Below are 26,164 nucleotides of genomic sequence, written 5' to 3'. Positions count from 1 at the left end.
GTGCAGTATCGGTATTTACCGACCACACTCCGCGCAGTATTTCAATGCCTAGCAGCCTGCAAACCCCATATTTTTGGACGGGTTCACACACCGTCAGAACAGACCAGGAAGGAGTATTTCAATGCTGAGTTGGGATGAAGTCGACAACGAGGACACCGGTGCAGCGGTGATCAAAGGCGCCAACGCCGGCCACGCCACCGAAGCCAACATGGACCGCCTCGACGGTGCCGGCGCCGCTGCCGCCATCGAAGCCCGCGCCGTCACTGCCAGTGACTCCGCCGCCATCGTGCGCGCCAAGGCCGCCCTCGACAAACTCGACGTCGCCGAAGGCCTCGCCGAGCTCGAAGGCGCCTCCGCCCGCGTCGCCGTTGACGAAAAGCGCATGATCAACTGCCGCGCCGACCTCAACCAACTCGTGCCCTTCAAGTACGACTGGGCCTGGCAGAAGTACCTCGACGGCTGTGCCAACCACTGGATGCCGCAAGAGGTCAACATGACCGCCGACATCGCCCTGTGGAAAAACCCCGAAGGCCTGACCGACGACGAACGCCGCATCGTCATGCGCAACCTCGGCTTCTTCTCCACCGCCGACTCCCTGGTCGCCAACAACCTGGTCCTGGCCGTGTACCGCCTGATCACCAACCCGGAGTGCCGCCAGTACATCCTGCGCCAGGCCTTCGAAGAAGCGATCCACACCCACGCCTACCAGTACTGCATCGAATCGCTGGCCATGGATGAAGGCGAGATCTTCAACATGTACCACGAGATCCCATCGGTGGCTAAAAAAGCCGCCTGGGGCCTCAAATACACCCGTTCGATCTCCGATCCCAAGTTCGAAACCGGCACCGTCGACACCGACAAAGAGTTGCTGCGCAACCTGGTCGCCTACTACTGCGTACTGGAAGGCATCTTCTTCTATTGCGGCTTCACCCAAATTCTCTCCATGGGCCGCCGCAACAAAATGACCGGCGTGGCCGAACAGTTTCAGTACATCCTGCGCGACGAGTCGATGCACCTGAACTTCGGTATCGACGTGATCAACCAGATCAAGATCGAAAACCCGCATTTGTGGGATGCCGAGATGAAGGAAGAAGCGACCCAGATGATCCTGCAGGGGACGCAGCTGGAGATCGAATACGCGCGGGATACCATGCCGCGTGGGGTGCTGGGGATGAATGCGGCGATGATGGAGGATTATCTGAAGTTTATTGCTAATCGTCGGTTGTCGCAGATCGGCCTCAAAGAAGAGTATCCAGGAACGACTAACCCGTTCCCGTGGATGAGCGAAATCATGGACTTGAAGAAAGAGAAAAACTTCTTCGAAACGCGCGTGATCGAGTACCAGACCGGCGGCGCGCTGAGCTGGGACTGATTGACAATACAGACCGCTCCCACATGGGCTATCTGAGTTTTCTACACGTGCGTACCAACCTTTATGCCCAACCACACCATCAAGACACCCTGCGTAGGCCTGTGTTCCACCGTTTACGGTGACCTGGTCTGCCGTGGGTGCAAGCGTTATCACCATGAAGTCATCCAGTGGAATGGCTACAACGCCGAGGAAAAACAAGCGGTGTGGCTGCGCCTTGAGCAATTGCTGGTGCAGGTGATGGCCAGCAAGCTGGAAGTGTTCGACCCGCAGCGCCTGCGCCAGCAGTTGGAAGACCGCAAGGTTCGCTTTATGCCACATCAATCGCCCTATTGCTGGGCATACCAACTCATCGCGCGAGGCGCACGGATGATTTCCAGGCTGGATGCGTATGGGCTGGCGCTGTTGCCGGAGTTTCGCGAGCGCACGCTTGCGGAGCTGAGGGATGCGATTGACCGCGAGTTTTTCCTGCTGTCCGAGGCGCATTACCAACGCTATATCGCGCCGAGGTTTATCCGCGACATGTTTGGCCAGCCCCTCATCGCCAGCAGCCTGTGATTGCCGCTCAAGGCCGACCTGCTGCCAACCGCGCCGTCATTGTGTTTAAAATGCCGCCCGCTCAATGACCGACGCTCAACGATGACCCCAGACGCACTCGCTACCCTGCACACCCATCTGCTCGCCGCCCTGGCCAGCGCCCCCGCGGAAACCCGGCGCTTGTTCCATGGCCGTGGCCGTTGCTGGCCAGGCCTGGAGCAATTGACGGTGGACTGGCTGCAAGGCGTGGTGCTGGTCGCGCTGTTCAAGGCGCCCGAGACGGCGCAGCTGGAAGCGCTGAAACAACTGCTGGCCCACATCGAATGGGCGTCGTTCGGCGCGCACACGGTCGCGTTGCAGCACCGCTACCTGCCGCAAAGCACCACCGAATGGCTGGTAGGCGAAGCGATCAACGAGCTGACCATCACCGAAGGCGGCCTGCGCTACCTGATCGATCTGGGCAAAAAACAGAACAGCGGGCTGTTCCTCGACATGCGCTACGGGCGCAACTGGGTGCGCGAACAGGCCCGCGGCCAGCGGGTACTCAACCTGTTTGCCTACACCTGCGGATTCTCCGTCGCGGCCATCGAAGGCGGCGCCGATCATGTGGTGAACCTGGACATGGCCCGTGGCGCCCTGAGCCGTGGCCGCGACAACCATCGCCTCAATGGCCACGACCTGAGCAAAGTCACCTTTCTGGGCCACGACCTGTTCAAGTCCTGGGCCAAGGTGACCCACAGCGGCCCCTATGACCTGGTGATCATCGACCCCCCGTCGTTCCAGAAAGGCAGCTTCCTGCTGACCAAGGACTACCAGCGCGTATTGCGCCGCCTGCCGGATTTGCTCACGCCACAGGGCACCGTACTGGCCTGCATGAACGACCCGGCGCTTGGCGAAGACTTCCTGATCGACGGCGTGACCCGCGAAGCGCCGGGCCTGCGCTTTGTCCAGCGGCTGGAAAATCCGCCGGAATTTGCGGATATTGACGCGCAAAGTGGCTTGAAGGCCCTGGTATTCCGCCAGGGCTGATGCCGAAACGTCCTACCCTTGCTACGCTATGCGATACACCGGGTGGTGAACCTTATTACCCCGTTCCCGGTCGATACCTGCATTCCCCGGCCAGACTCGACGGCCTCACGTTGTCGGCTGCCCCGTTTCATCTTTTGGAGAACCGCCCGTGATATCGACCCTGCATGTAGCCAGAATCAAAGCCTGGGGCGCCCACGGCTTTACCGCCACCGGCGTGGTATTGGCCTTTCTGGCCACCTTGGCGTTGCTGGAGAACTCACCCAAGGCGTGCCTGCTGTGGCTGGGCCTGGCGTTGGTGGTCGATGGCGTCGACGGCTCCCTGGCGCGCCGGGTCAATGTCAGCACGGTATTGCCCAGCTTTGACGGCTCGGTACTGGACCTGGTGATCGATTACCTCACCTACGTGTTCATTCCCGCGCTGTTTATCTACCGCTATATCGACCTGCCGGACTTCACTCACCTGTTCACGGTGTCGGTGATCCTGGTGTCGTCGTTGTTCTGCTTTTGCAACGTGAACATGAAGAGCAAGGACAACTACTTCGTCGGCTTCCCCGCCGCTTGGAACGTGGTTGCCTTGTGCGTGTACATCATCCAGCCAGACGCCTGGGTGACGTTGCTCACCGTCATCGGCCTGGCGCTGCTGACCGTCACGCCGATGAAGTTCCTGCACCCGTTCCGGGTCAAGCGCTTCATGCCGATCAATATCGCGGTCACCACGATCTGGTTGCTGTGCAGCTTTCTGATGGTGGTGGATTACCCCAACACCAACCCATGGACGTTTGCGTTGTGGTCGCTGATGTCGGCGTACTTCCTCGGGATCTGCGTGTGGCGCACAGCGCTGGAATGGATTGAAACACACCGCTGAATCAAGCCGGTACGGTTCAACGGTGGGAGCTGGTTTGCCTGCGATTGCGGTGCACCGGCGACCAGGATGCTGGCTGACCTGACGCTTTCGCAGGCATGCCAGCTCCCACATTTGGATACGCGTCCCGCAGGCGGGTAAGATGGCGGCCTTCCCAGCAGCCCCGCCAACAATAAGCCCATCCCATGCCCTTCGAACTCAGCGTAGACCTCACTACCCTCGCCATCCTCGCCGCCGTGGCGTTTATCGCCGGTTTCATCGACGCCATCGCCGGCGGTGGCGGGTTGCTCACCACCCCCGCGCTGCTCACCGCCGGCATGCCACCGCACCTGGTACTGGGCACCAACAAACTCAGTTCCACCTTCGGCTCGGCCACCGCCAGTTTTACCTTCTATCGCCGCAAGCTGTTCCACCCGCGCCAGTGGGTGCACGCCATCGTCGGGACCTTGGTCGGCGCGCTGGCCGGTGCGGTGGTCGCGCACTACCTGCCCGCCGAAACCCTGAACAAGATGCTGCCGGTGATCGTCTTCGCCTGCGGCCTGTACCTGCTGTTCGGCGGCACGCCCAAGGCACCGCTGGACGCCGATGCGCCGATCAAGAAGAAATGGCAATCCACCCAGGGCTTTGGCCTGGGTTTCTACGACGGCGTGGCCGGCCCCGGCACGGGCGCGTTCTGGACAGTCAGCACCTTGCTGCTGCACCCCATCGACCTGGTCAAGGCCAGCGGCGTGGCGCGCAGCATGAACTTCGTCAGCAATGCGGCGGCGCTGTCGGTGTTTATCTTCAACGGTTCGGTGGATTGGATCGTCGGCCTGGCCATGGGGATTTCGGTGATGTGCGGCGCATTCTTTGGCGCCCGCAGCGCGATCAGCGGCGGCGCCAAATTCATTCGCCCGGTGTTTATCACCGTGGTGCTCGGCTTGACGGTGCGCCTAGCCTGGCAGCACTGGTTCAGCGTGGCCTAAGCGGCGGGCCACATAGAGGTCGATCAGGTATCGCGCAATCGAGCGAGATGCCGGCAGCGGCGGCAGGTCGTGGATGTTGAACCACTGGGCGTCCTCGATCTCGTCGGCCTGGGGCACGATATCGCCACCGGCGTACTCGGCATGGAAGCCGAGCATCATCGAATGAGGAAACGGCCAGCACTGGCTGCCCATGTACTGGATGTTCCGGACCTCTACCTGCACTTCTTCGCGCACTTCACGGATCAGGCAATCTTCGGCCGACTCACCCGGCTCGGCAAACCCCGCCAGCGTGCTGTACACACCCGTGACAAAGCGTGGCGAGCGCGCCAGCAGGATCTCGTCGCCACGGGTCACCAGCACGATCATGCTTGGCGAGATGCGTGGGTAGCTGCGCAGGTCGCAGGCCTGGCAATACATCGCCCGCTCCCGTGGCACCTGAACCATGGCCTGGCCGCAACTGCCGCAAAACCGATGCTCCCGTGCCCAGGTGCCGATCTGCGCCGCATAACCGAGTACTTTGTAGAGGGTGTGATCGCCCTGCAGCATGAAGCCACGCAGGCCCTGCCAGCTGCAACCGGGCACGTCACCGGCCGAGTCGAGTTCCAGCAGGTACACCGGCTCACCGTCGAGGTGGCCGATGCCGTGTTCGGCGAACACCGAAAGGTCCTGGCGCTTGAGCCATTCACGCGGGAACAGCGGGCCGTTGGTGTCATGCAAAAAGCCGTCGCGGCTGCGGGCGACGGCCCAGCCGCCGGGGGTGTCGTTGTCCAGCAGCGTTGTGGTAATCCAGCCTGGGGTCATGTCAGTCAATCCACGAATTCGGGTTTCTGCTTGCTCATATGGGCCGCGATGGCCACACGCAGGTCGTTGGATTGCAACATAGCCGAGTTCCAGGTGGCAACGTATTCCAGACCATCATTGATCGTATGGTCACGCATGTAGCTGATCATGGCCTTGGTGCCGGTCACGGCAATCGGCGACTTGGCGGCGATGTCGTGGGCGATGTCCAGCACACCGGCCAGCAGGCTTGGGTGATCGGGGTACACGCGATTGACCAAACCGATGCTGCGCGCCTCGTCAGCCCCGAACTGGCGTCCGGTGTAGGCCAGTTCGCGCAGCATGCCATCGCCGATAATGCGCGGCAGGCGTTGCAGGGTGCCGACATCCGCGGCCATGCCGATGTCGATTTCCTTGATGGAAAACCGCGCGTCTTCGGCGGCATAACGCATGTCACAGGCGCTGATCAGGTCGATGGCGCCGCCAATGCAATAACCCTGGATCGCCGCCAGTACCGGCTTGCGGCAGTTGTCGACGGCGTTAAAGGAGGCTTGCAGTTCAAGGATCTTGCGGCGCAGCAGGCGTGCATTGCGGCCGACATCCTTGCCCAATTCGTTGGCCACCGACGCCAGCATCATCAGGTCGATACCGGAGGAGAAATGCTGGCCGGCGCCACTGAGCACCACGGCGCGCACGGCGTCGGTGTCTTCGACCCAGTGGAAAATGTCGATGATCTCAGTCCAGAACACTGCGTTCATGGCGTTGATCTTTTCCGGACGATTGATCTGCACATGGGCAACATTGCCGCTGAGTTCGACGACGAAAGCTTGGTATTCGGACATGGCAGTGATCCCTGACTGGCGAGTGATAAGGCCCGAACTATAACAAGGGTGTACGACGACGCATCAGCCAAAAACGGGACTGGCCGCCGAGATGGAGAAGACGCTGGATAAAACGCTCCACACACGCCATCCTTCGCGCTTTAAGCCGCCTGAATCGCGGCGTTCGACGTTTAAAGGACAGGCCATGCATACCCACCCCCTCGCCCCCGCCGATTTCGACTTCATCGAAGAAACCCTGCTCAAGTACGGCGATGACCAGTCGGTGCTGAACCTCGCCGAACTCGACGGTTACTTCACTGCACTGGTGTCCAGCCCGGCACAGGTGGATATCGCCGAGTGGTTCCCGGCGATCTGGGGCGGGCAGAACCCGGACTGGGAAAGCGCTGCGGAGGCCACGCAGTTCCTGGATGCGTGCGTGCGCCACCTGAACACGCTTGCCGCGCAACTGGCCAGTGACGCCCAGGGTTTCAAGGCGCTGTTCGACGAAAAAGAGCACCAGGGCCAAGCAGTGACCCTCGCCGAAGAATGGTGTTTTGGCTATATCCGTGGCGCCGCGATTGGCAATTGGCCGCAACTGCCTGCCGAACTGGCCGCTCAGTTCGAGAAAATCTCCTGGTGCGCCGAGCAGGACAACTTCGAGTTGCCGGCAGACCTGGATGTGCCGGCCCATCAGCAGCGTGTCAACGAAATCGAGCCGGCGGCGCGGGCATTGCATGATTACTGGTTGAGCCAGCGCTAAACCTCGACAAGCACCGCACCTTTGGCCGATTATTCGGGTCCGCCCCGTCGGCCACTCCGTACCACCTTGCCTTGAATCAGGAGCCTTGTACCTTGAGTTCGCAGAAAACCGTGACCGTTACACCGCCCAATTTCCCCCTCAATGGCAAGGTCGCGCCTCCCGGCTCCAAATCCATTACCAACCGCGCCCTGCTGCTGGCCGCCCTGGCCACGGGCACCAGTCGCCTGAGCGGCGCGCTGAAAAGCGACGATACGCGGCATATGTCGGTGGCCCTGCGCCAGATGGGCGTGACCATCGATGAGCCGGATGACACGACCTTTGTGGTCACCGGCCAAGGCAAGCTGCAATTGCCCGCGCAGCCCCTGTTCCTCGGCAATGCCGGTACCGCGATGCGCTTTCTCACCGCCGCCGTCGCCACAGTGCAAGGCACCGTGGTGCTGGATGGCGACGACTACATGCAAAAGCGCCCGATCGGCCCACTGCTGGCGACCCTCAGCCACAACGGCATCCAGGTCGACAGCCCCACCGGTTGCCCACCGGTGACCGTGCATGGCATGGGCAAGGTCCAGGCCAAGCGGTTCGAGATCGACGGTGGTTTGTCCAGCCAATACGTCTCGGCGTTGCTGATGCTGGCGGCCTGCGGTGAAGCACCGATTGAAGTGGCCTTGACCGGCAAGGACATCGGCGCCCGTGGCTATGTGGACCTGACCCTGGATTGCATGCGCGCCTTCGGGGCCCAGGTTGACGAGGTCAACGACACCACCTGGCGCGTGGCCCCCAGCGGCTACACCGCCCACGACTACCTGATCGAACCGGACGCCTCCGCCGCCACTTACCTGTGGGCCGCCGAAGTGTTGACCGGCGGGCGTATCGACATCGGCGTCGCCGCGCAGGACTTCACCCAGCCGGACGCCAAGGCCCAGGCCGTGATCGCGCAGTTCCCCAACATGCAGGCCACGGTGGTCGGCTCGCAGATGCAGGACGCCATCCCGACCCTGGCGGTATTGGCCGCGTTCAATAACACCCCGGTGCGCTTCACCGAGCTGGCCAACCTGCGGGTCAAGGAGTGTGATCGCGTACAGGCCCTGCATGATGGCCTCAATGAGATCCGCCCGGGCCTGGCCACCATCGAAGGCGACGACCTGCTGGTGGCCGCTGACCCGGCGCTGGCCGGTACCTCGTGCAACGCGCTGATCGACACCCACGCCGACCATCGCATCGCCATGTGCTTTGCCCTGGCGGGCCTGAAAGTCTCGGGTATCCGCATCCAGGACCCGGACTGCGTGGCCAAGACCTATCCTGAATACTGGAAGGCCCTGGGCAGTCTCGGTGTCGCGCTGAGCTACTGAGCCCAAGGCGCCGCAGTGGGGAGGGACTGAACATGCCTATTCGCCAACCCTGCCCGCCCGGCGCCTGCGTCTGCGACCGCGAGCAATTGCTGCAGGCCCCCGGCGCCGACCTGCGCATCCTCACCCTGACGCGCCAGGAAGAAAAACGCCTGCTCGAACGCCTGGAAGACCTCAAGAGCCTGCAAGACCTGGAACGCCTGCAGCAACTGATGTACCAGCAATTGGGCATCCGTGTGCACATCGCGCCGGGCCACACCGAAGTCAAGAGCATGCGCGGGATTCAGATCGTCATCGACGAGCTACCGGGCATGTGTCGCAAGACCCGGCAATCGATTCCGGCGGCGATTCGCCGTGGCCTGGAGAAACGCCCGGAAATCGCCTACCGCCTGCTGGATGCCCACGACCTGTTTCGCGACGTTTGAAGCGAGGCTGCAAAAGCAGCGGCTCAGCCTTGAGACCGCACAAACAATCGGGCTTTACGTGTCAACTGATCCAAGTGCCGATCACGCTGTTTCTCCGCGTCCACCATCGCCCGTTTGCCGTGCTTTTGCAGCAGGTAGGTGTGGATCTGCCGCACTTCCACGCTGCGATAGATCGCCGCCACATCCAACACACCCATCAAGCCATCGGTACCGTAGTCCCGGGTGTTCATCAGTACCTGGGTGCCGCGTGCGCTGCGTACCTGGAAGCCCATGGCCTCGAAGGCCGGGACCTTTTCCACGGCGCAGGCCAATTCGGCATGGGGATAGCGCGCCAGGACCTCCCGCATCATCCCCCGCGCCACCCCCTGGCGCCTGCAACCGGCGTGCACCGCCATGAACGCGATACCGCATGCCTCGGGATCATCCTTCACCGGCAGGCACAGCAAAAAGCCGACGACTTTCTCGGCATCCTGCGCATCGGTGGCGACGATCAGTTCGACGGCAATCCCCTTCTGGCCATTCAACGCCTCAAGATACAAGTGCACCTCGAAGCCGATGGCGTACTGGTAGAGGTTGTAGAGCAGGTTGCTCGGCGGCAGGGCGACGCTGCTGATGTCGGTGAGGTTGTCCACCACCATCTGCAGGATCTGGGCGTTGATGGGCTCGGGGCACGGTGTGGTGTAGCGCGTAAGGCTGAACATGCGGATTCCTGGGGTTTCGCGTCAAGGCAGCGGGGATTGTACCTGTTGCGTCCGATTCATGGCCCGCACACCTCGCGCAAACAGCCGCGCAGCCAGCGATGGGCCAAGTCCGCGTCGAGCCGGGGGTGCCAGAGCATCGCCACGGTGAATGGCGGTAACGTCACCGGCAGGGCAAAGCAAAACAGCTCCGGGCGATTGGCGACATAGCGTTCGGGCACGCTGGCGATCAGGTCGGTATCGCGGGCCAGGGCGATAGCCGTGGCGAAGCCGGCGACGATACTGGTGATCTGCCGCGTCAGGCCCAAGGCCTGGAGGGCATCGTCGATCTGCCCACGCTCCTGCCCGCGCCGCGACACATAGACATGCTGGCCCTCGGCAAAGCGCCGGGCGCTGATCTCGCCGCGGCTCAGCGGGTGGCCGTTGCGCACCACGCCTACCAGGCGATCACGGAACAGCGCCTGAGTCAGCACCTCAGGGCTGGCGGTGGGGTCGACCACGCCGGTTTCCAGATCAACGCGGCCATCGCGCAGCAACGCGCTGTCCTTGTCGGTTTTATTCACGAAGCGCAGGCGCACGCCAGGTGCCTCCCGAGCGATACGCGCGAGCAATGCCGGGCCCACGTGTTCGACGAATTCTTCACTGGTGCGCAGGGTGAAGGTGCGCTCCACCCGCGCCATGTCCAGAGAGTGCGCCGGACGCAGCACCGCGTGGGCGTCCTGCACCAAACGGCTGACCTGTTCGCGTAGCGCCACTGCCCGCGGCGTGGGCACCAGGCCACGGCCGGCGCGGACCAGCAGTGGGTCGCCGGTGGTTTCACGCAGGCGCGCCAGGGCACGGCTCATGGCCGAAGGGCTCAAGCGCAAGCGCTGGGCCGCGCGGGCGACGCTGCCTTCGGCGAGCAGCACGTCCAGGGTGATGAGCAAATTGAGATCGGGCATCGGCATTCCTCATAAGGCGTTTAGCGCATCTATTAACTGCAACCCATGCGTCTTCCGCCATGTTAGGTGACGCCGTAGATTTGTGACAGTTGCGTTCATCCAAGGAGTTTTCCATGCCCCCATCCTTACGCGGCGGCCCAGCCAGCCTGTGCCTGTCCATGTTGCTGGCGTCCCTGGGCACCAGCATCGCCAATGTCGGCCTGCCCAGCCTGGCGCACGCCTTCGATGCGTCCTTCCAAGCGGTGCAGTGGGTGGTGCTGGCCTACCTGCTGGCGATCACGGCGGTGATCGTCAGCGCGGGGAGCCTGGGTGATCGCCTGGGCCGGCGTCGGCTGTTGCTCGGCGGCTTGCTGCTGTTCGCCCTGGCCTGTGGGCTGTGCGCCAGCGCGCCGACGCTGAACGCGCTGATTGCCGCACGCCTGCTGCAAGGGCTGGGCGCGGCCAGCATGATGGCCATGGCCCTGGGCATGGTCGGCGATACGGTTCCCCCGGAACGCACCGGCCGCGTCATGGGTTTGCTCGGCAGCCTGTCGGCGGTGGGCACCGCCATGGGCCCGAGTGTCGGCGGCCTGCTGCTCAGCGTGTGGGGCTGGCGGGCGTTGTTTCTGGTGGGAGTCCCCCTGGGGTTGCTGGCGGCCACCCTCGCCTGGCGTTATTTGCCGCTGGATCGGCGGTACGCTCCCATGGCCGCGCGTTCAGGCGTGTGGTCGTCGCTCAAGGACGCATCGTTGCGCGCCGGCCTGGCCATGAGCGCGCTGGTCGCGGCGGTGATCATGGCGACCTTTGTGGTCGGGCCGTTCTATCTGTCCCGTGGCCTGGGGCTCGACCCGGCCTGGATGGGCCTGGTCATGGCGGTAGGGCCCTGTGTCGCGGCAGTTGGCGGCGTACCGGCGGGTCATCTCACCGACCGCCTGGGCAGCCAACGCATGACCCTCGCCGGGCTGGGCCTGTTGCTCTGCGGCGCGCTGTGGCTGGCGTGGGCGGCGGGGTTGTGCGCCTATCTGGGGGCGCTGGTGATGCTCACGGCGGGCTACAGCCTGTTCCAGGCCGCCAACAACACGGCGGTGATGGGCGATGTGCCTGGCAACCGGCGCGGCACGATCTCGGGCCTGCTGAACCTGTCGCGCAACCTTGGGCTGATCGGCGGGGCCGGGGCGTTGGGCGCGGTGTTCGCATGGGCCACGCCCGATGTCACCCATGCCAGTGCGCAATCAGTGGCCGATGGCCTGCACGCTACCTTCGCCGTGGCGGCAGGCTTGATCCTGCTCGCCACGCCAATGGTATGGCGCCGAACCACGGCCCTGAGCCGGCCACAGAACACCCGTTGAGGCAAAAAAACAAAAAAGGCATTGCACCAGACCGGGTTACATCGCGCATCATGGGCACTTTCAAGCTCAAGGGTAACGTCCATGCGCGTTCTGTCATTGATGATGGGCCTCACGACGCTGGCCGCCAGTACGGTGTTCTGCGCCAGCGCGATGGCGAATGAAGAAAGTCAGTTGGTGCAACAAATCAACGCTTACCGCAGCCAGGTGCAACGCTGCGGTGACCAGGGTTCCCAGGAACTGCCACCGCTGACCAGCAACACGCGGCTGGTGCTGCCGGCCAGTAACGTCGGCGACTTGCAAGAAGCGCTGGCCCGGGCGGCGTACCCAATGGCGAACGTGCAGGCCATCAGCCTGACCGGCCCCAAGGACGCCCAAGCGGCCATGAAGGCGGTGCGCGAGAGCTTCTGCCGGGTGGTGCTGGACCCGCAATTCGTCGACATCGGCGTCAGCAACAGTGGCCAGGACTGGCGCATCGTCCTGGCCCGTCCATTGCTGTCCAGCGGCCTGGGCGATTGGCAGACCGAAGGCAAGCAACTGCTGGGCCTGATCAACGCCGCTCGCGCGCAACCGCGCCAATGCGGTACCCAAGCGTTAAGCGCTACCACACCATTGTCGTGGAACGACGATCTGGCCGGCGCCGCCAACAGTCATACGCGCAACATGGCCAATGGCAATTTTTTCGACCACCTGGACCACGACGGTCGCACCCCCGGTGACCGCGCCGAGCTGGCGGGGTACATCGCGAGGAATATCGGCGAGAACATCGCCGCCGGCCTCGACACCCCACGCAAAGTGGTGGACGGCTGGCTCGCCAGCCCCGGTCATTGCGCCAACCTGATGAACCCGCAATTTCGTGAGTTGGGCGCGGCCTATGCCATGGACCCGAAAAGTGATGCGGGCATCTACTGGACCGCTTTATTCGGCACGCAATAAGGTTTGGGCAATCGCCCAAACCTGCCCTCCCCAGCCCTTGCAAACTAAAATGGCATCAAATAGCCATCTGACAGATAATCGCACTGAACTGGCAGCGGCCGGATAGGTCTGTAGCTTTGCGCCAGCTAGTTGAGGGCGCCGTGAAGACTCTGGAAAACAAGGTGCTCTCTCCATGATGAATTGGCTGCAAAGCAGCAGCGAAATGGCTGAGCGAGTACGTCAGCATGATTGGGCCAGTACGCCCCTCGGGCCCGTTGGGCAGTGGCCCGACGTGTTGAAGACCACCGTGGCGCTGTGCTTCGCTTCAAGCTTTCCCCAGGCGATTGTCTGGGGCCCGCAGTTGATCACGCTCTACAACGACGCGTTTATTCCGATCCTGGGCAGCAAGCCCGATGCGTTGGGGCGGCCGTTCAGCGACGTGTGGGCCGAGGTGTGGGATGAAGTCAGCCCCATCGCCGAAGCCGCCTTCCAGGGTAATGCGACCTATATCGAAAACTTCCCCCTGGTGATTGAGCGCGGCCCGACACCGGAACAAGCCTACTTCACCTTCTGCTACAGCCCGATCCGCGACCCCAAGGGCAAGGTGGTCGGCCTGCTCGATACCGTGACCGAAACCACCGCCACCGTCTTCCTCGCGCGCCGCCTGGCGGTGCTGGACACCATCGGCAGCGCCGTGGTCAACGCCGTCGATGCGCAAGCCGTCATGAGCTGCACCACCCGGCTGCTGGCCGAGCACCTGCAAGTGAGTAACTGCGCCTACGCCGACATGGACGCCGATGAAGACGGTTTCACCATTCGCGACAATTGGACGGCGCCCGGTTCGCCCAGCATCGTCGGCCACTACAGCCTGGCGGCCTTCGGCGAAAAAGCGCTGACATGCCTGCGTGCCGGCGAGCCATTGGTGATCCACGATAACCTGCATGAGCTGCCGCCCGACGAATCCGCCACCTTCCAGGCCCTGGGCGTAACGGCGACAATTTGCATGCCCCTGATCAAGAACGGTCGCCTGACCGCGCTGATGGCCGTGCACGACAAGGAGGCGCGGCCTTGGTCGTCCTACGACCTGGCCTTGGTGCGGGAAGTCACCGAGCGCTCGTGGGCGCATATCGAGCGCGTGCGCGCCGATGCCGAAGTGCGCAGAGGCCTGGCGGCCTATGCCGAACTGAACACCACCCTGGAACAGCGCGTCGAGGAGCGCACCCTGGCCCTGGCACAGGCCGAAGCCGCCCTGCGCCAGTCGCAAAAGCTCGAAGCCATCGGCCAATTGACCGGCGGTGTGGCCCATGATTTCAACAACCTGCTGACCATCATTCGTTCCTCGGTAGACTTTTTGCGCCAGCCGGGGCTGTCGCAAGAGCGGCGCCAGCGCTACATGAGCGCGGTGTCCGACACGGTGGAACGCGCCAGTAAACTGACCAGCCAGCTCCTCGCGTTTGCCCGCCGCCAACCGTTGAACCCGGAAGTCTTCGACGTCGGCCAACGCGTGCAGAATATTGGCGAGATGCTCGAAAGCGTCACCGGCGCGCGCATTCGCGTGCAGGTTGAGTTGCCGCCGCACGCCTGCTTTGCGCGCATCGACGCCAGCCAGTTCGAAACCGCCCTGATCAACATCACCCTCAATGCACGGGATGCGATGGACGGCCAGGGCACCCTGACACTGCGGGTGAGCAGCCAGCAGCCGCTGCCATGCATCCGTGGCGACGCCGGCTCATGCCAGCCGCATATCGCGGTTGCCGTCGCCGATACCGGCCCGGGCATTGCCGCCGATACCGTCGACCGGATCTTCGAGCCGTTCTTTACCACCAAGGCCGTCGGCAAAGGCACCGGTCTGGGCCTGTCCCAGGTCTTCGGGTTCGCCAAACAGTCGGGGGGCAATATCGATGTAGCCAGCACCCTCGGCCAAGGCAGCGTCTTCACCCTGTACCTGCCGCAAGTCGAGGCCCAGACATCGCTGCAACAAAGCCCCCACGAAACGCTGGCACCGGCCCATGACACCACGCAATGCCGCGTGCTGATTGTGGAGGACAACCTGGAGGTGGGGCGCTTCGCCACCCAGATCCTTCAAGACCTGGGCTACCAGACCACCTGGGCGACGAATGCCGAGCAGGCCCTCACCCTGGCCGGCCACGATGCGACGGCGTTCGATGTGATTTTCTCGGATGTGGTCATGCCCGGCATTACCGGAGTGGCCATGGCCAAGCTGCTGCGCCAGCGCCGGGCGGACATGCCGGTGGTGCTGACCTCCGGCTACAGCGAGGAACTGGCCGACAGCGGTTATGAGGGGTTCGAGTTCCTGGCCAAGCCGTATTCCGCCGAGCAGGTCTCGCAGGTACTGGCCAAGGCCATGCTCAGGGACTGAGCTGTGCCCTACTCCGCCACCGCTACTTGGTTGCGCCCCAGCGCCTTGGCACGGTACAGCGCCTTGTCTGCCGTGTTCATCAAGCCATGCAGGTCCTGATCCACCGCATGGGTGGAGGCGACGCCAAGGCTGGCGCTCAAGCCATGCACGGGGTCGGCGGCCAGACCGGAAATGGCCTTGACCAACTGTTCGGCGATCGCCAGCGCGGTTTCCAGTGAAGTGTTGGGCAGCAACACCGCAAATTCTTCGCCCCCCAGGCGGCCATACACATCAGCCTTGCGGAACGAGGCGCTGATCACCCCGCCAATCTGGCGCAGCACCTGGTCGCCGGCCTGGTGGCCGTAGGTGTCGTTGATCTGCTTGAAGTGGTCCATGTCCATCATCAGCGCACACAACGGCTGCTGGTTGTGGCGGCATTGGGTGTACAACTGCTGCGCATGCTCGAAAAACGCGCGGCGGTTCATCAAACCGGTCAGTTCGTCGGTCTGCGCGGCGCGGGTCGAGATGTTATGTGCGCGCTCCATTTGCCGGGTCAGGCGAAAGGCCTTTTCCAGGGCATCGGACAATTTGCGCGTGGCACTGACGACAAAGGTGGAAAACACCAGCACCGCCAGGGCCACGCCCAACTGCATCGACGACGGCTGGAACAGCAACCATACCGTGCACGGCAGCAGCACCAGCCCCATCGATGCCAGCGTCATGTAGCGATACGCCGAATAGCACGAAACCGCACTCACCGACATCCCCACGACAAACAGGATGATCAACGCCTGGGACAGGCGATCATCAGGGGGCATCAGCGCAAGCGCACCAAAACCCCAGATACCGGCGGAGAGCGTCAGGGTGATCCAGTAGCGACGCTCCCAACGATCCGGCGTGCGCTCGCCGCCGGGGCAGCGAAACCAGTCCATGAACATCTTGACCCGCAGCAGCGATGAGAGCGCCAGCAATACCAGCCAGACCTGCATGATACGGTGGTCAAAGCGGTCCCAGCACAGCCAGCACAGCATGGCGGCGGCCAGATAGCTGCCGAAAATGGCCGCAAATGATTGCCTGAACAGTTGGTGCAAACGGTCGGTTCGCACCTGCTCTTCGATAACACCATCCTCGTCCTGCCCACGCCCAAGGCCATTCATGAGTTCGCCTGATCCGATTGCCACGACAAAGGCGCCATTGTGGCACCCTGCCAGTACCGTGGACAACTGAATCCCGCACTGTAGAGCCCTTAACTCGCTTCCGGCCGCAGAATCAGTACCCCAAGGGGCGGCAAATTCAGCGACAACGACACCGGCTGGCCATGGCGCGGCTCATCCACGCTGAAAACGGCCCCGCCGTTACCGAAATTGGAACCGGCATAGGTATCGGCATCACTGTTGATGACCTCGCTCCACCGCCCGCCAAACGGCACGCCCACGGCATAGGCCTCACGGGGCACCGGCGTGAAGTTGGCCACCACCAGCACCGGTTTGCCATCCTTGCTCCAGCGCAGCCAGGCATAGACGCTGTTGATCGCATCATCGCCGATCAGCCACTGGAAACCCTGGGGGGCGTCGTCCTGTTCGTGCAACGCAGGTTCTTCTCGGTACAACCGGTTCAAGTCGCCCACCAGTTTTTGCACACCCTGGTGTTCCTGGTATTGCAGCAGGTACCAGTCCAGTTGCTGGTCGTGGTTCCACTCGCGCCACTGGCCAAACTCGCAGCCCATGAACAACAGTTTCTTGCCAGGGTGCATCCACATGAACGTCAGGTAGGCGCGCAGGTTGGCAAATTTCTGCCAGCGATCGCCGGGCATCTTGTCGATCAGCGAGTGCTTGCCGTGCACCACTTCATCGTGGGAGATCGGCAGGATAAAACGCTCTGACCAGGCGTACATCAGGCCAAAGCTCAGCTCGTTATGGTGATGGGCGCGGTAGACCGGGTCTTGCTGGATGTAATGCAGGGAGTCGTGCATCCAGCCCATGTTCCATTTGTAGTTGAAGCCCAGGCCGCCCTGCTGGGTGGGCTGGCTCACGCCCGGCCAGGCGGTGGATTCTTCGGCGATCACCAGCGCGCCAGGGGCCTCGAGGGCAACCACATCGTTCAGGTGACGCAGGAAGTCGATGGCCTCCAGGTTCTCGCGGCCGCCGTGGCGGTTGGGCACCCATTCTCCGGCTTTGCGCGAATAGTCGCGGTACAGCATCGACGCCACCGCATCCACGCGCAGGCCGTCGACGTGGAAGTGTTTAAGCCAGTGCAACGCCGAGGCCAGCATGAAGCCGTGCACTTCGGTGCGGCCCAGGTTGTAGATCAGCGTGTCCCAATCCTGGTGGAAGCCTTCCAAGGGGTTGGCGTATTCGTACAGCGCAGTGCCGTCGAATTGCGCCAGGCCGTGGGTATCGGTGGGAAAATGCGCCGGTACCCAGTCGAGGATCACACCAATATCGGCCTGGTGCAGGGCATTGACGAAGTAGGCGAAATCTTCGGGCGAGCCAAACCGCGCGCTGGGCGCGAACTGCGACAGCGCCTGATAGCCCCAGGAGCCACCGAATGGATGCTCCATGATCGGCATCAGTTCGATATGGGTGAAACCCAGTTGCTGCACGTAGGGGATCAACCGCTGCGCCAGTTCGCGCCAGCCGTACTGGCGCGCGACTTCGCCCGCCTCGTCCAGCTCGCATTGCCACGAGCCCACATGCAGCTCATAGATCGACAGCGGCGCGCTGGGTTTGTGTTTGTCCGTACGCGACTGCATCCACTCATGGTCCTGCCAGTCCACCTGCAATGGCGCGGCGACCTTCGAGGCGGTATCCGGCGGCAGTTGGGTGGCCAGCGCCATGGGGTCGGCCTTGAGCGGCAGGATGCCATGGGCGCCGAGAATCTCGTATTTGTACGCCGCGCCGGGCTGCAGGCGCGGAATAAAGATCTCCCACACCCCCGACGGGTGGCGCAGGCGCATCGGGTGACGGCGGCCGTCCCAGATATTGAAGTCGCCCACCACCGACACGCGCCTCGCATTCGGTGCCCATACGGCAAAGCGCACACCCTGCACGCCGTCGACGCTGGTCACCTGGGCGCCCAGGCAACTGCTGAGGTCGCGGTGGTTGCCTTCGGCAAACAGGTACAGGTCCATTTCCCCGAGCAACAACTGGCTGAAACTGTAGGGGTCTTCGGTGATCTGCTCACCGCCGGCCCACTGGATCTTCAACAGGTAATCCTGGCGCGTGGCAAAGTGCCCGACAAACAACCCCGGCACCTGATTGGCCTCCAGGCTGCCAAGTGTCTCGCTGCCATCGCGGCTGAGCACCTGGACGCTCAGCGCTTCGGGCAGGAACGCGCGGATAAATTGCCCGCCCTGCTCGTCGTCGTGCGGCCCGAGGATCGAAAACGGGTCATGGTGCTCGGCGCGCACCAGCGCTTCGACGTCCTTGGACGCCGGCATTGCAGTCAACTTAGGCTGCAGCGGTTCTCTATGTGTAAAACTCATGACGTCTCCCCACCGCGTGCATGTTTCGATTCAAGTACAAGCTCGCTCAACAGGCCGTGCAGGCCCTGCAGAGGCACCGGCAACCAGGTCGGGCGATTTTCCGCCTCGTAGGCCACTTCGTACGCGGCCTTCTCCAGGCTGAACAGCGTCAGCGCGGCGTCCTGGCCGTTGGCATCCTGCCAGTCATGCGCCAGTGTAGACGCAGCCGTCTGATAAGCCTGGATAAATGCCTGGCGCGCTTCTTTCAGGTAGCGATCGGTCACGCGCCTGCGTGCCCGGTCAGCTTCCGGCGAGTGATCCACGCCTTGCACATTCAGGGCCATGGCCGCCGCGTAATCAAACGAGCGCAGAACTCCGCTCACATCTTTATACGGGCTGTGCTTGCCGCGCCGCTCGTGCAGCGGCCGCGCCGGCTCGCCTTCAAAGTCAATCAAGTAGGCATCGCCCTTCACCACCAGCACCTGGCCCAGGTGCAAGTCGCCATGCACACGAATGCGCAACCCGCCCAATGTGGCCTTGGCCAATGCCTGGACATGCGCGCCGATGGCTTTTTTCTGCGCCAGCAATTCACTGACCAACGCCTGATCCGCGGGGTTCAATTGGTTTTGATGCAGCTTGAGCAACTGCAGCGCGCGATCGATCTGCGCGCCCACATCCTTGGCCCAGGCCTGGGTGTCCTTGGCCGTGGTGAGCTCGGGCTTGAAGTCCTTGTTGGTGGTCTTGGCGCCCAGCACACCATGCATTTCGCCCAGGCGCTGGCCGAGCAGGCCGGCGAAATCCGCCAGCTCGCCCAAGGCGTTGTAGTGCTGTTCCTGCTCGGAGATGGCTTCGGCCAGTTCGTCGCGGATCGCCCGTTCCAGGTTGTTCTGGGTCCAGCTCCAGGCGTCGCCCTGGTTGCTCAGGTAGCCCTGGGCAATCATCAGCAGGTTGTCCTGGCCATCGGCGTCGCGGCGAATCACCGCGCCCATCAACGGCGAGATATTCGGGTAGTCGGCCTCGGTCAGGTAGGCACTCATCTCCAGCTCCGGGTGTACCCCGGCGCTGATTTTGCGGATCAGCTTGAGCACCAGGTTTTCGCCCACCACCACCGAACTGTTGGACTGCTCGGCCGACAGGTAGCGCACCGGCGTTTCGTCGCTCAGTTGCAGCCTGGCCAAGTGTGGCGTGGCTTCAAAGCGCAACTGGCCGTCGCTGCAATTGAGCAGCGTACCGGCCTGCAGGCCCTGGATCACCGCGCGGACAAAGTGCTCAAGGCTGAAGGCGTCGGTGACCAACCCCACCTGGCGTGTACGTCGCACACGGGCCAAGGCCAGTTGCTGGGGCAGCGCACTGGTGAATTGGTCTTCGCCAAGAAAGCCGAACGGCAATTGGTAGCGGTTGACTTGGCCACCGGCGCTCACCTCCAGTTCGCTGAGCAGCACCGGGTGCTGCGGGTCGCCAAAACGCACGCCGTACGCGATGCGCACGCTGTCGATGGCGGTGTCCTTGCCGGCGAACCAACGCCGCTTGGGCAGCCAGGCTGGCAACGAGGTCTGCTCCAGGGTGCTGCGACAGGGCTCTTCGAGCAGCTCTTCCATGCGTTTTTTCAGCACCAGGGTGGTGAAGTCCGGGATGCTCTGTGCCGGTTCCACGTGCCAGCTGGGCATCTGGTTCTCCGCGGCCAATACGAACCAATAGAAGCCGTACGGCGCCAGGGTCAGCAGGAAGTTCAACTGGCCGATGGGCGGGAAGGCGTTCCCGCCGAGCATTTCCACCGGCACCATGCCAGCAAAGGCCGACAGGTCCAGCTCGGCCGCCTGGGCACTGCGCGACACGTTGGCCACGCACAGGATAATTTCCGCGCGGCCATCGTCGCCGGTGTACTCGCGGGTATACGCAAGGATGCGGCGGTTGGCCGGTGAGAGCATTTTCAGACTGCCGCGGCCAAACGCCTTGGATTGCTTGCGCACCGCAAGCATGCGCCGGTTCCAGTTCAGCAGGGAGTGTGGGTCCTGGGTCTGGGTTTCGACGTTGACCGACTGGTAGCCATACAGCGGGTCCATGATCGGTGGCAGTACCAGGCTGGCCGGGTCGGCGCGGGAGAAGCCGCCGTTGCGGTCGATGGACCATTGCATCGGTGTGCGCACACCGTCGCGGTCACCCAGGTAGATATTGTCGCCCATGCCGATTTCGTCGCCGTAATACAGGGTCGGCGTGCCGGGCATCGACAGCAGCAGACTGTTGAGCAATTCCACGCGGCGGCGATCACGCTCCATCAGCGGCGCCAGGCGTCGGCGAATCCCCAGGTTGATACGCGCGCGGCGGTCGGCTGCGTAGTAATTCCACAGGTAGTCGCGCTCTTTGTCGGTGACCATTTCCAGGGTCAGCTCATCGTGGTTGCGCAGGAAAATCGCCCATTGGCAGTTGGCGGGGATCTCCGGGGTCTGGCGCAGGATGTCGGTAATCGGGAAGCGATCTTCCTGAGCCAGCGCCATGTACATGCGTGGCATCAGCGGGAAGTGGAAGGCCATGTGGCATTCGTCGCCGTCGTCACCCTTGCGGTCACCGAAGTACAGCTGCGTGTCTTCCGGCCATTGGTTGGCTTCGGCCAGCAGCATGCGGTCCGGGTAGTTGGCATCGATCTCGGCGCGGATCTGCTTGAGAACGTCATGGGTTTCGGCAAGGTTTTCGTTATTCGTGCCGTCACGCTCGATCAGGTAGGGGATGGCGTCCAGGCGCAGGCCGTCGATGCCCATGTCCAGCCAGTAGCGCATCACCGACAGCACGGCCTTCATGACTTGCGGGTTGTCGAAGTTGAGGTCGGGCTGGTGTGAATAGAAGCGGTGCCAGAAATACTGGCCGGCGACCGGGTCCCAGGTCCAGTTGGACTTCTCGGTGTCGAGGAAAATGATGCGGGTGCCGTCGTATTTCTGGTCGTTGTCCGACCACACATAGAAGTCCCGCGCCGCCGAGCCGGGCTTGGCCTTGCGCGCACGCTGGAACCAGGGGTGTTGGTCGGAAGTATGGTTGATGACCAGTTCGGTGATCACTCGTAACCCACGCTTGTGGGCCTCGGCGATAAAACGCTTGGCGTCAGCCAAGGTGCCGTAGTCGCTGTGTACGCCACGGTATTCGGCGATGTCGTAGCCGTCATCGCGGCGTGGCGAGGGGTAGAACGGCAACAGCCAGATGGTGTTCACGCCGAGGTCGGCGATGTAGTCAAGCTTGGCGATCAGCCCGGGGAAGTCACCGATGCCGTCGTTGTTGGAGTCGAAATAGGATTTGACGTGAACCTGATAGATCACCGCGTCCTTGTACCAGAGCGGGTCCTTGATAAAGGTGGCAGCCTTGGGTTTCTTCGCCATTGGAAACTCCTGAAATACTGAAAAAACCACCTGGAAAAACACAGGTGTTGATCTGCGCTCACCTCAAGAATGAGTGATTCGCCAGATCCCGAACGGCATCTGCGGCTCCAGCCGCGTCCACTGGGTCTTGCCGTACCAGGTCCAGCGATGGCCGTTCATCAGGTCTTCGCCCTGGGTCTGGGCATCGTCCGGCAGGCCCAGTTCCCACAGCGGCAGTTCGAAATGCGCTTCCTGGGCGTTGAACGGGTCGAGGTTGACCGCTACCAGGATGAAATTACTGCCGTCCTCACTGCGCTTGCCGAAGTACAGGATGTTGTCGTTCCAGGCGTTGTAGAGCTTCAACCCCAAGTGCGTCTGCAGGGCCGGGTTCTGTCGGCGGATGCGGTTGAGCTGGGCGATCTCGGCAATGATGTTGCCGGGCGCGGTGAAATCCCGCGGGCGGATCTCGTATTTCTCCGAGTCCAGATATTCCTCTTTGCCCGGCACCGGTGCGGCTTCGCACAGTTCGAACCCCGAATACATGCCCCACAGGCCCGAGCCCATGGTGGCCAACGCGGCGCGGATCAAAAAGCCGGGCCGGCCGGATTCGTGCAGGAAGCCTGGATTGATGTCCGGGGTGTTGACGAAGAAGTTAGGCCGGTAGCACTCGCGCCAGGGTGACTGGTTCAACTGCTCGAAGTATTCGCTCAGCTCGGCCTTGGTGTTGCGCCAGGTGAAATAGGTATAGCTCTGGGAATACCCGACCTTGCCCAGGCGCGCCATCATCGCCGGTGTGGTGAAGGCTTCGGCGAGGAAGATCACCTCGGGGTACTTGGCGCGCACATCGGCGATCAGCCACTGCCAGAAAGGCAATGGTTTGGTGTGGGGGTTGTCGACGCGAAAGGTCTTCACCCCTTCTTGCACCCAGCCCACCACGATGTCACGCAGTTCGGTCCACAGACTGGGGACGGAATCGGCGGCATAGAAGTCGACGTTGACAATGTCCTGGTACTTTTTCGGCGGGTTTTCCGCGTACTTGATCGTGCCGTCCGGGCGCCAGTTGAACCAGCCCGGATGCTGCTTGAGCCACGGGTGGTCCTGGGAGCACTGGATAGCGAAGTCCAGGGCGATTTCCAAGCCGTGATCGGCGGCGGCTTTTACCAGTCGACGGAAGTCATCGCGGCTGCCCAGTTGCGGGTGGATCGCTTCATGACCGCCCTCCTCGCTGCCGATGGCATAAGGGCTGCCGGGATCATCGGGGCCAGCGTTCAGGGCATTGTTCCTGCCCTTGCGGTGGCTGCGGCCGATGGGGTGGATCGGCGGGAAGTACAGCACGTCGAAGCCCATGTCGTGGATCATCGACAGACGAGCGTGTACATCATTGAACGTACCGTGGCGGGCCGGATCGTCGGTAATCGAACGGGGAAACAGCTCGTACCAACTGGCGAATTGCGCCGCCTGGCGCTCCACATCAATCGGATACACCGCGCTGATGCTCAAATAGGCACGATGATCGGCCTGGGTCATCAGGTGTGCACTGTCTTCGTGCAGGAACAGCGCCACCTGTTCGGTTTCCAACAGGCCGGAAAGCTCATGGTGCAACAGCATCAAGCGATCGCGCAGTTCATTGTCGCTGCGCTCGGCGGCCTGCAGCACCAGGCTGCGACCTTCCTGCAACTCCAGGCTCACCGGCACCCCGGCCTCGTGCTTCTTGCGCAGTTCGTAGCAAAAGCTGGCGAACGTGTCGATCCAGGCTTCGATGCAGTATTCGTGGGGGCCTTGGGACGTGACGGTAAAAGCCCCCTCCCAGCCGTTGTTGCCCACATCGGTCATCACCACGCTGTGCCAGCTTTCTTCCTGCAGCGCGCGCCAGCGAACCAACACGGCCAGCTTGTCATGGCCGTCGGCGAATACCTTGCTGGTGACATTGACCCGCTGGCCGACCACGGCCTTGACGGCGAATTCGCCGCCGTCGATCACGGGCGCGGTGCTTTCGATGGCAATCCTGGGCAGCAACAGCGCCTGGGACAGCGGCAATAAGGCATTTCCTGGAGCCAGTGTTTCAGCAGTCATCGAGCATCTTCCCCTTACGCCCTGTGGACGCTCTTTGCTTGATCCGAATTCTGATACGGCGACGCTCTCCCTGAGCAGGGCCGTCATAGGTCCGAGCCTGCGCCGGGGCTAAAAGTTCAGGTGGATGTGCCGCCATCGGACGGGGAATCAAATCCCCCCGGCGATTGTCCACCGCTGGAGCAAAGCACAAAGGAGGCCACACCGATGAATATTCCAATCCCGGCTGAAACCCCAGATCCCAACATCGACAACCCGACCCTGCCGCCCACCGAACCGGAACCGATTCCGGAGAAGGAGCCGCCGGAAAACGAGCCGCCGCCGGTGGAAGAACCGCCGACGACCATGCCACCCGTGATCGTCTGAAAGCCAGGGTGGGCGTGGACGGTGCGCTCGGGGCTGGTTCGTATCATCAGCCCTCGAGCGACCTACTAAATAAAGTGTGATTTCCTACAGCCCTAAGGAAAGAGTGCTAAATCCGCCCTTACATTGGTTTTTTATACTCTCCTCGCGCAAGCGCTTAGTCGAGAACCTGGAACGTGGCGTTTTGCCCAACCCCATCAGGAGAAAATACCAATGTCTACCGTTCACGCTCAACGAGCTCCCAGCGCCTCGAAAAATCACACAGCGCCCTCCACCCCCTCGCCCTCCCAATCGACACTCACCCCCGAGCGTCTGAATGCACTACTCACATCAGGCCCGGACTGGTCCAGGCAACCCAAGACCGCAAATCCTTCATCCCAGCCTTCCACGACAGGCACCCCCGCTGCCAATGACGCCTTTGCAGAACAGGCAATGGCGAAGAAAAACCTTGACCACCTGCGTGCACGACTGACCAAAGACGCTGTCGAGCAGTTGTTGAGCGATCCCCACTCCAAAGAGTCTGGCGCACTCGTGGACGAACTGCGCCCGCTCTTGACCGAAGATACGATCACCTCAATGCTGCGCGGCCCGAATGCGGATGACAACGCCAAGGCCCTCCAGGCGTTCGGCGAACAACTTAGCCAGGAGAAACTCGCCTCCAGCTACGGTTCAGCCAGGGGGAAAGTCGGGAAAAAATTCATAGAGCAACTTCAGGCCAAAAATCTCGACATGCTCTTCAAAGCGTTTGATGGGGGCGGCTACGACGACATCATCGGCCATATCAATCAGGCTCAAGAGAATATTTCCAAACTCAAGCGTAATTTTTCCGATATGAACAAGGCCGAACAACCCCTGAGCAATATCAGTGCCTTATTGAAGAAAGAAAAACTCGATACGCTGCGCCGCGGCGCCGGTACCGACAGCCCGGCAAATGCCGGCAATCCCCCCGTACATGGCAGAACCTACAGCTTCAGCGGTTCTGACCCGTCCACTGCCGACGCACCCAGCGAAATCAGACAATTCGGCGCAGGAGACAAGCTGGACCTGTCCGGTATCCGCAGCCACCTGAACAAGCCATTGCATTTCGTTGAATCGTTCTCTGGCGCCAGCGCGCAAATGCAGCTCCATTATCAAGCCAGTACCAACACCAGCGTGATCGCCATTGGCCGAGGCGAGGGGCAATCACCCTATGTGATCAAAGTGTTTGGCGAGGTACGACGCAACAACCTCCTCACTTGATACTGCGCGGGTGGTCACGGATTCCTGTCCACCCATTTGACGATTCTCGGCATCACACTGAACACCGCCAGCGCCAGCAGCGTACTCAACACCGCTGTCGATTCCCGGCCCAGCCCGGCCGCCACACCGATCGCCGCGGTCATCCACAAACCGGCGGCGGTGGTCAGCCCTTTGACGTGCTGGCCCTCCTCGTCTTCCTTGCCCTTGAGGATGGTACCGGCGCCAAGAAAGCCGATCCCGGCGATAACCCCCTGAACCACCCGGCTCATGGCATCTGCCTGGTTGCCGGACATCTGCGGCACCAGCACGAACAGCGCGGCACCCAACGCCACCAGCATGTGCGTGCGCACGCCGGCTGCCTTGCCCTTGTGCTCACGCTCAAAGCCCAGGATGCCACCCAGGATCGCGGCAATCAGCAGGCGCACGGTAATCTGGGTGAGTTGCCGTGCATCGGTAATATCCGCGAACTCGGCTTGCAGGGCTTGCAGCGCTTCATGCCACCAAGCGTCCATCGGAACGGTCCTTTTTCAGTGTGGGTAAAGCATGGACAGCGGCG

Annotated in this window: 22 protein-coding genes; 13 read left to right on the top strand and 9 right to left on the bottom strand. The window is 62.4% G+C overall.

The genetic code is table 11. The annotated features are described in order from the left end of the window. Positions 1-121 precede the first annotated feature (121 nt). The 5 genes from AB4O05_RS17300 (at position 122) to AB4O05_RS17280 (ending at position 4,762) form a co-directional block, all read left to right on the top strand. Entirely contained in the window at positions 122-1,372 is a 1,251-nt protein-coding gene (locus tag AB4O05_RS17300) for a ribonucleotide-diphosphate reductase subunit beta (RefSeq protein WP_150294091.1), read from the top strand. Between the two features lie 63 nt (positions 1,373-1,435). Continuing rightward, the gene (locus tag AB4O05_RS17295) at positions 1,436-1,927 is read left to right on the top strand and encodes a DUF1289 domain-containing protein (protein WP_460136405.1); all 492 of its coding nucleotides are present in this window, start codon (positions 1,436-1,438) and stop codon (positions 1,925-1,927) included. 81 nt (positions 1,928-2,008) lie between these two features. Beyond that, on the top strand, positions 2,009-2,935 hold the full coding sequence (locus tag AB4O05_RS17290) for a class I SAM-dependent methyltransferase (RefSeq protein ID WP_460136407.1): 927 nt from the start codon (positions 2,009-2,011) through the stop codon (positions 2,933-2,935). Between the two features lie 148 nt (positions 2,936-3,083). Next, positions 3,084-3,800 (top strand): phosphatidylcholine synthase, encoded by a 717-nt coding sequence (gene pcsA / locus AB4O05_RS17285; protein WP_460136409.1) that lies wholly within the window; start codon positions 3,084-3,086, stop codon positions 3,798-3,800. Between the two features lie 182 nt (positions 3,801-3,982). Next, on the top strand, positions 3,983-4,762 hold the full coding sequence (locus AB4O05_RS17280; RefSeq protein WP_460136411.1) for a TSUP family transporter: 780 nt from the start codon (positions 3,983-3,985) through the stop codon (positions 4,760-4,762). Here the strand turns inward: AB4O05_RS17280 and nudC are convergent. Next, the gene (nudC, locus tag AB4O05_RS17275) at positions 4,730-5,563 is read right to left on the bottom strand and encodes an NAD(+) diphosphatase (protein WP_460136413.1); all 834 of its coding nucleotides are present in this window, start codon (positions 5,561-5,563) and stop codon (positions 4,730-4,732) included. The genes AB4O05_RS17280 and nudC overlap by 33 nt on opposite strands. 5 nt (positions 5,564-5,568) lie before the next feature. Beyond that, the gene (locus AB4O05_RS17270) at positions 5,569-6,381 is read right to left on the bottom strand and encodes a crotonase/enoyl-CoA hydratase family protein (RefSeq protein ID WP_460136415.1); all 813 of its coding nucleotides are present in this window, start codon (positions 6,379-6,381) and stop codon (positions 5,569-5,571) included. 184 nt (positions 6,382-6,565) lie between these two features. Between AB4O05_RS17270 and AB4O05_RS17265 the strand changes: the two genes are divergently transcribed. From AB4O05_RS17265 to AB4O05_RS17255, 3 genes are all read left to right on the top strand, one after another. After that, positions 6,566-7,120: a UPF0149 family protein gene (locus AB4O05_RS17265; protein WP_460136416.1), complete on the top strand. Its 555-nt coding sequence runs from the start codon at positions 6,566-6,568 to the stop codon at positions 7,118-7,120. A 92-nt stretch (positions 7,121-7,212) separates the two neighbouring features. Next, positions 7,213-8,469 carry a 3-phosphoshikimate 1-carboxyvinyltransferase gene (locus AB4O05_RS17260; RefSeq protein WP_460164762.1) on the top strand — a complete coding sequence of 419 codons (1,257 nt, stop codon included), beginning with the start codon at positions 7,213-7,215 and terminating at the stop codon, positions 8,467-8,469. 32 nt (positions 8,470-8,501) lie between these two features. Further along, positions 8,502-8,891, top strand: coding sequence for a hypothetical protein (locus tag AB4O05_RS17255; protein ID WP_460136417.1), 390 nt, complete (start codon positions 8,502-8,504; stop codon positions 8,889-8,891). 23 nt (positions 8,892-8,914) lie between these two features. Here AB4O05_RS17255 and AB4O05_RS17250 read toward each other — a convergent pair whose 3' ends face one another. Both AB4O05_RS17250 and AB4O05_RS17245 read right to left on the bottom strand, forming a co-directional pair. Further along, a complete protein-coding gene (locus tag AB4O05_RS17250) occupies positions 8,915-9,592 on the bottom strand; it encodes a GNAT family N-acetyltransferase (protein WP_460136419.1) in 678 nt (225 codons plus the stop codon). Positions 9,593-9,648: 56 nt separating this feature from the next. Further along, the gene (locus AB4O05_RS17245; RefSeq protein WP_460136421.1) at positions 9,649-10,530 is read right to left on the bottom strand and encodes a LysR family transcriptional regulator; all 882 of its coding nucleotides are present in this window, start codon (positions 10,528-10,530) and stop codon (positions 9,649-9,651) included. Positions 10,531-10,643: 113 nt separating this feature from the next. On the opposite strand from AB4O05_RS17245, the gene AB4O05_RS17240 reads away from it, so the two are divergent. The 3 genes from AB4O05_RS17240 (at position 10,644) to AB4O05_RS17230 (ending at position 15,150) form a co-directional block, all read left to right on the top strand. Then, a complete protein-coding gene (locus tag AB4O05_RS17240) occupies positions 10,644-11,858 on the top strand; it encodes an MFS transporter (protein ID WP_460136423.1) in 1,215 nt (404 codons plus the stop codon). A gap of 81 nt (positions 11,859-11,939) precedes the next feature. Beyond that, positions 11,940-12,791 carry a CAP domain-containing protein gene (locus AB4O05_RS17235; RefSeq protein ID WP_460136425.1) on the top strand — a complete coding sequence of 284 codons (852 nt, stop codon included), beginning with the start codon at positions 11,940-11,942 and terminating at the stop codon, positions 12,789-12,791. Between the two features lie 172 nt (positions 12,792-12,963). Continuing rightward, a complete protein-coding gene (locus tag AB4O05_RS17230) occupies positions 12,964-15,150 on the top strand; it encodes a GAF domain-containing hybrid sensor histidine kinase/response regulator (RefSeq protein WP_460136427.1) in 2,187 nt (728 codons plus the stop codon). Between the two features lie 8 nt (positions 15,151-15,158). On the opposite strand, the gene AB4O05_RS17225 is transcribed toward AB4O05_RS17230, so the two are convergent. The 4 genes from AB4O05_RS17225 to AB4O05_RS17210 form a co-directional block, all read right to left on the bottom strand. Next, positions 15,159-16,286, bottom strand: coding sequence for a GGDEF domain-containing protein (locus AB4O05_RS17225; protein ID WP_460136429.1), 1,128 nt, complete (start codon positions 16,284-16,286; stop codon positions 15,159-15,161). Between the two features lie 89 nt (positions 16,287-16,375). Next, complete coding sequence (gene glgB, locus AB4O05_RS17220; RefSeq protein ID WP_460136431.1) at positions 16,376-18,613, bottom strand: 1,4-alpha-glucan branching protein GlgB; 2,238 nt, start codon at positions 18,611-18,613, stop codon at positions 16,376-16,378. Further along, positions 18,610-21,957, bottom strand: a complete 3,348-nt coding sequence (gene treS / locus AB4O05_RS17215) for a maltose alpha-D-glucosyltransferase (RefSeq protein ID WP_460136432.1) — start codon at positions 21,955-21,957, stop codon at positions 18,610-18,612. The genes glgB and treS overlap by 4 nt, the downstream gene beginning before the upstream one ends. Positions 21,958-22,020: 63 nt before the next feature. Continuing rightward, complete coding sequence (locus tag AB4O05_RS17210) at positions 22,021-24,009, bottom strand: alpha-1,4-glucan--maltose-1-phosphate maltosyltransferase (RefSeq protein WP_460164761.1); 1,989 nt, start codon at positions 24,007-24,009, stop codon at positions 22,021-22,023. A gap of 204 nt (positions 24,010-24,213) precedes the next feature. Between AB4O05_RS17210 and AB4O05_RS17205 the strand changes: the two genes are divergently transcribed. Then, a complete protein-coding gene (locus AB4O05_RS17205) occupies positions 24,214-24,372 on the top strand; it encodes a hypothetical protein (RefSeq protein ID WP_460136434.1) in 159 nt (52 codons plus the stop codon). Between the two features lie 210 nt (positions 24,373-24,582). Beyond that, positions 24,583-25,608: a M10 family metallopeptidase C-terminal domain-containing protein gene (locus AB4O05_RS17200; RefSeq protein ID WP_460136436.1), complete on the top strand. Its 1,026-nt coding sequence runs from the start codon at positions 24,583-24,585 to the stop codon at positions 25,606-25,608. 14 nt (positions 25,609-25,622) lie between these two features. On the opposite strand, the gene AB4O05_RS17195 is transcribed toward AB4O05_RS17200, so the two are convergent. Further along, a complete protein-coding gene (locus AB4O05_RS17195) occupies positions 25,623-26,120 on the bottom strand; it encodes an MgtC/SapB family protein (protein WP_460136437.1) in 498 nt (165 codons plus the stop codon). Between the last annotated feature and the right edge of the window lie 44 nt (positions 26,121-26,164).

The organism is Pseudomonas sp. S1_G07, assembly GCF_054668565.1.
Note: the sequence above shows the minus strand (reverse complement) of the source record. Positions and strands in the feature narration are given on the sequence as shown.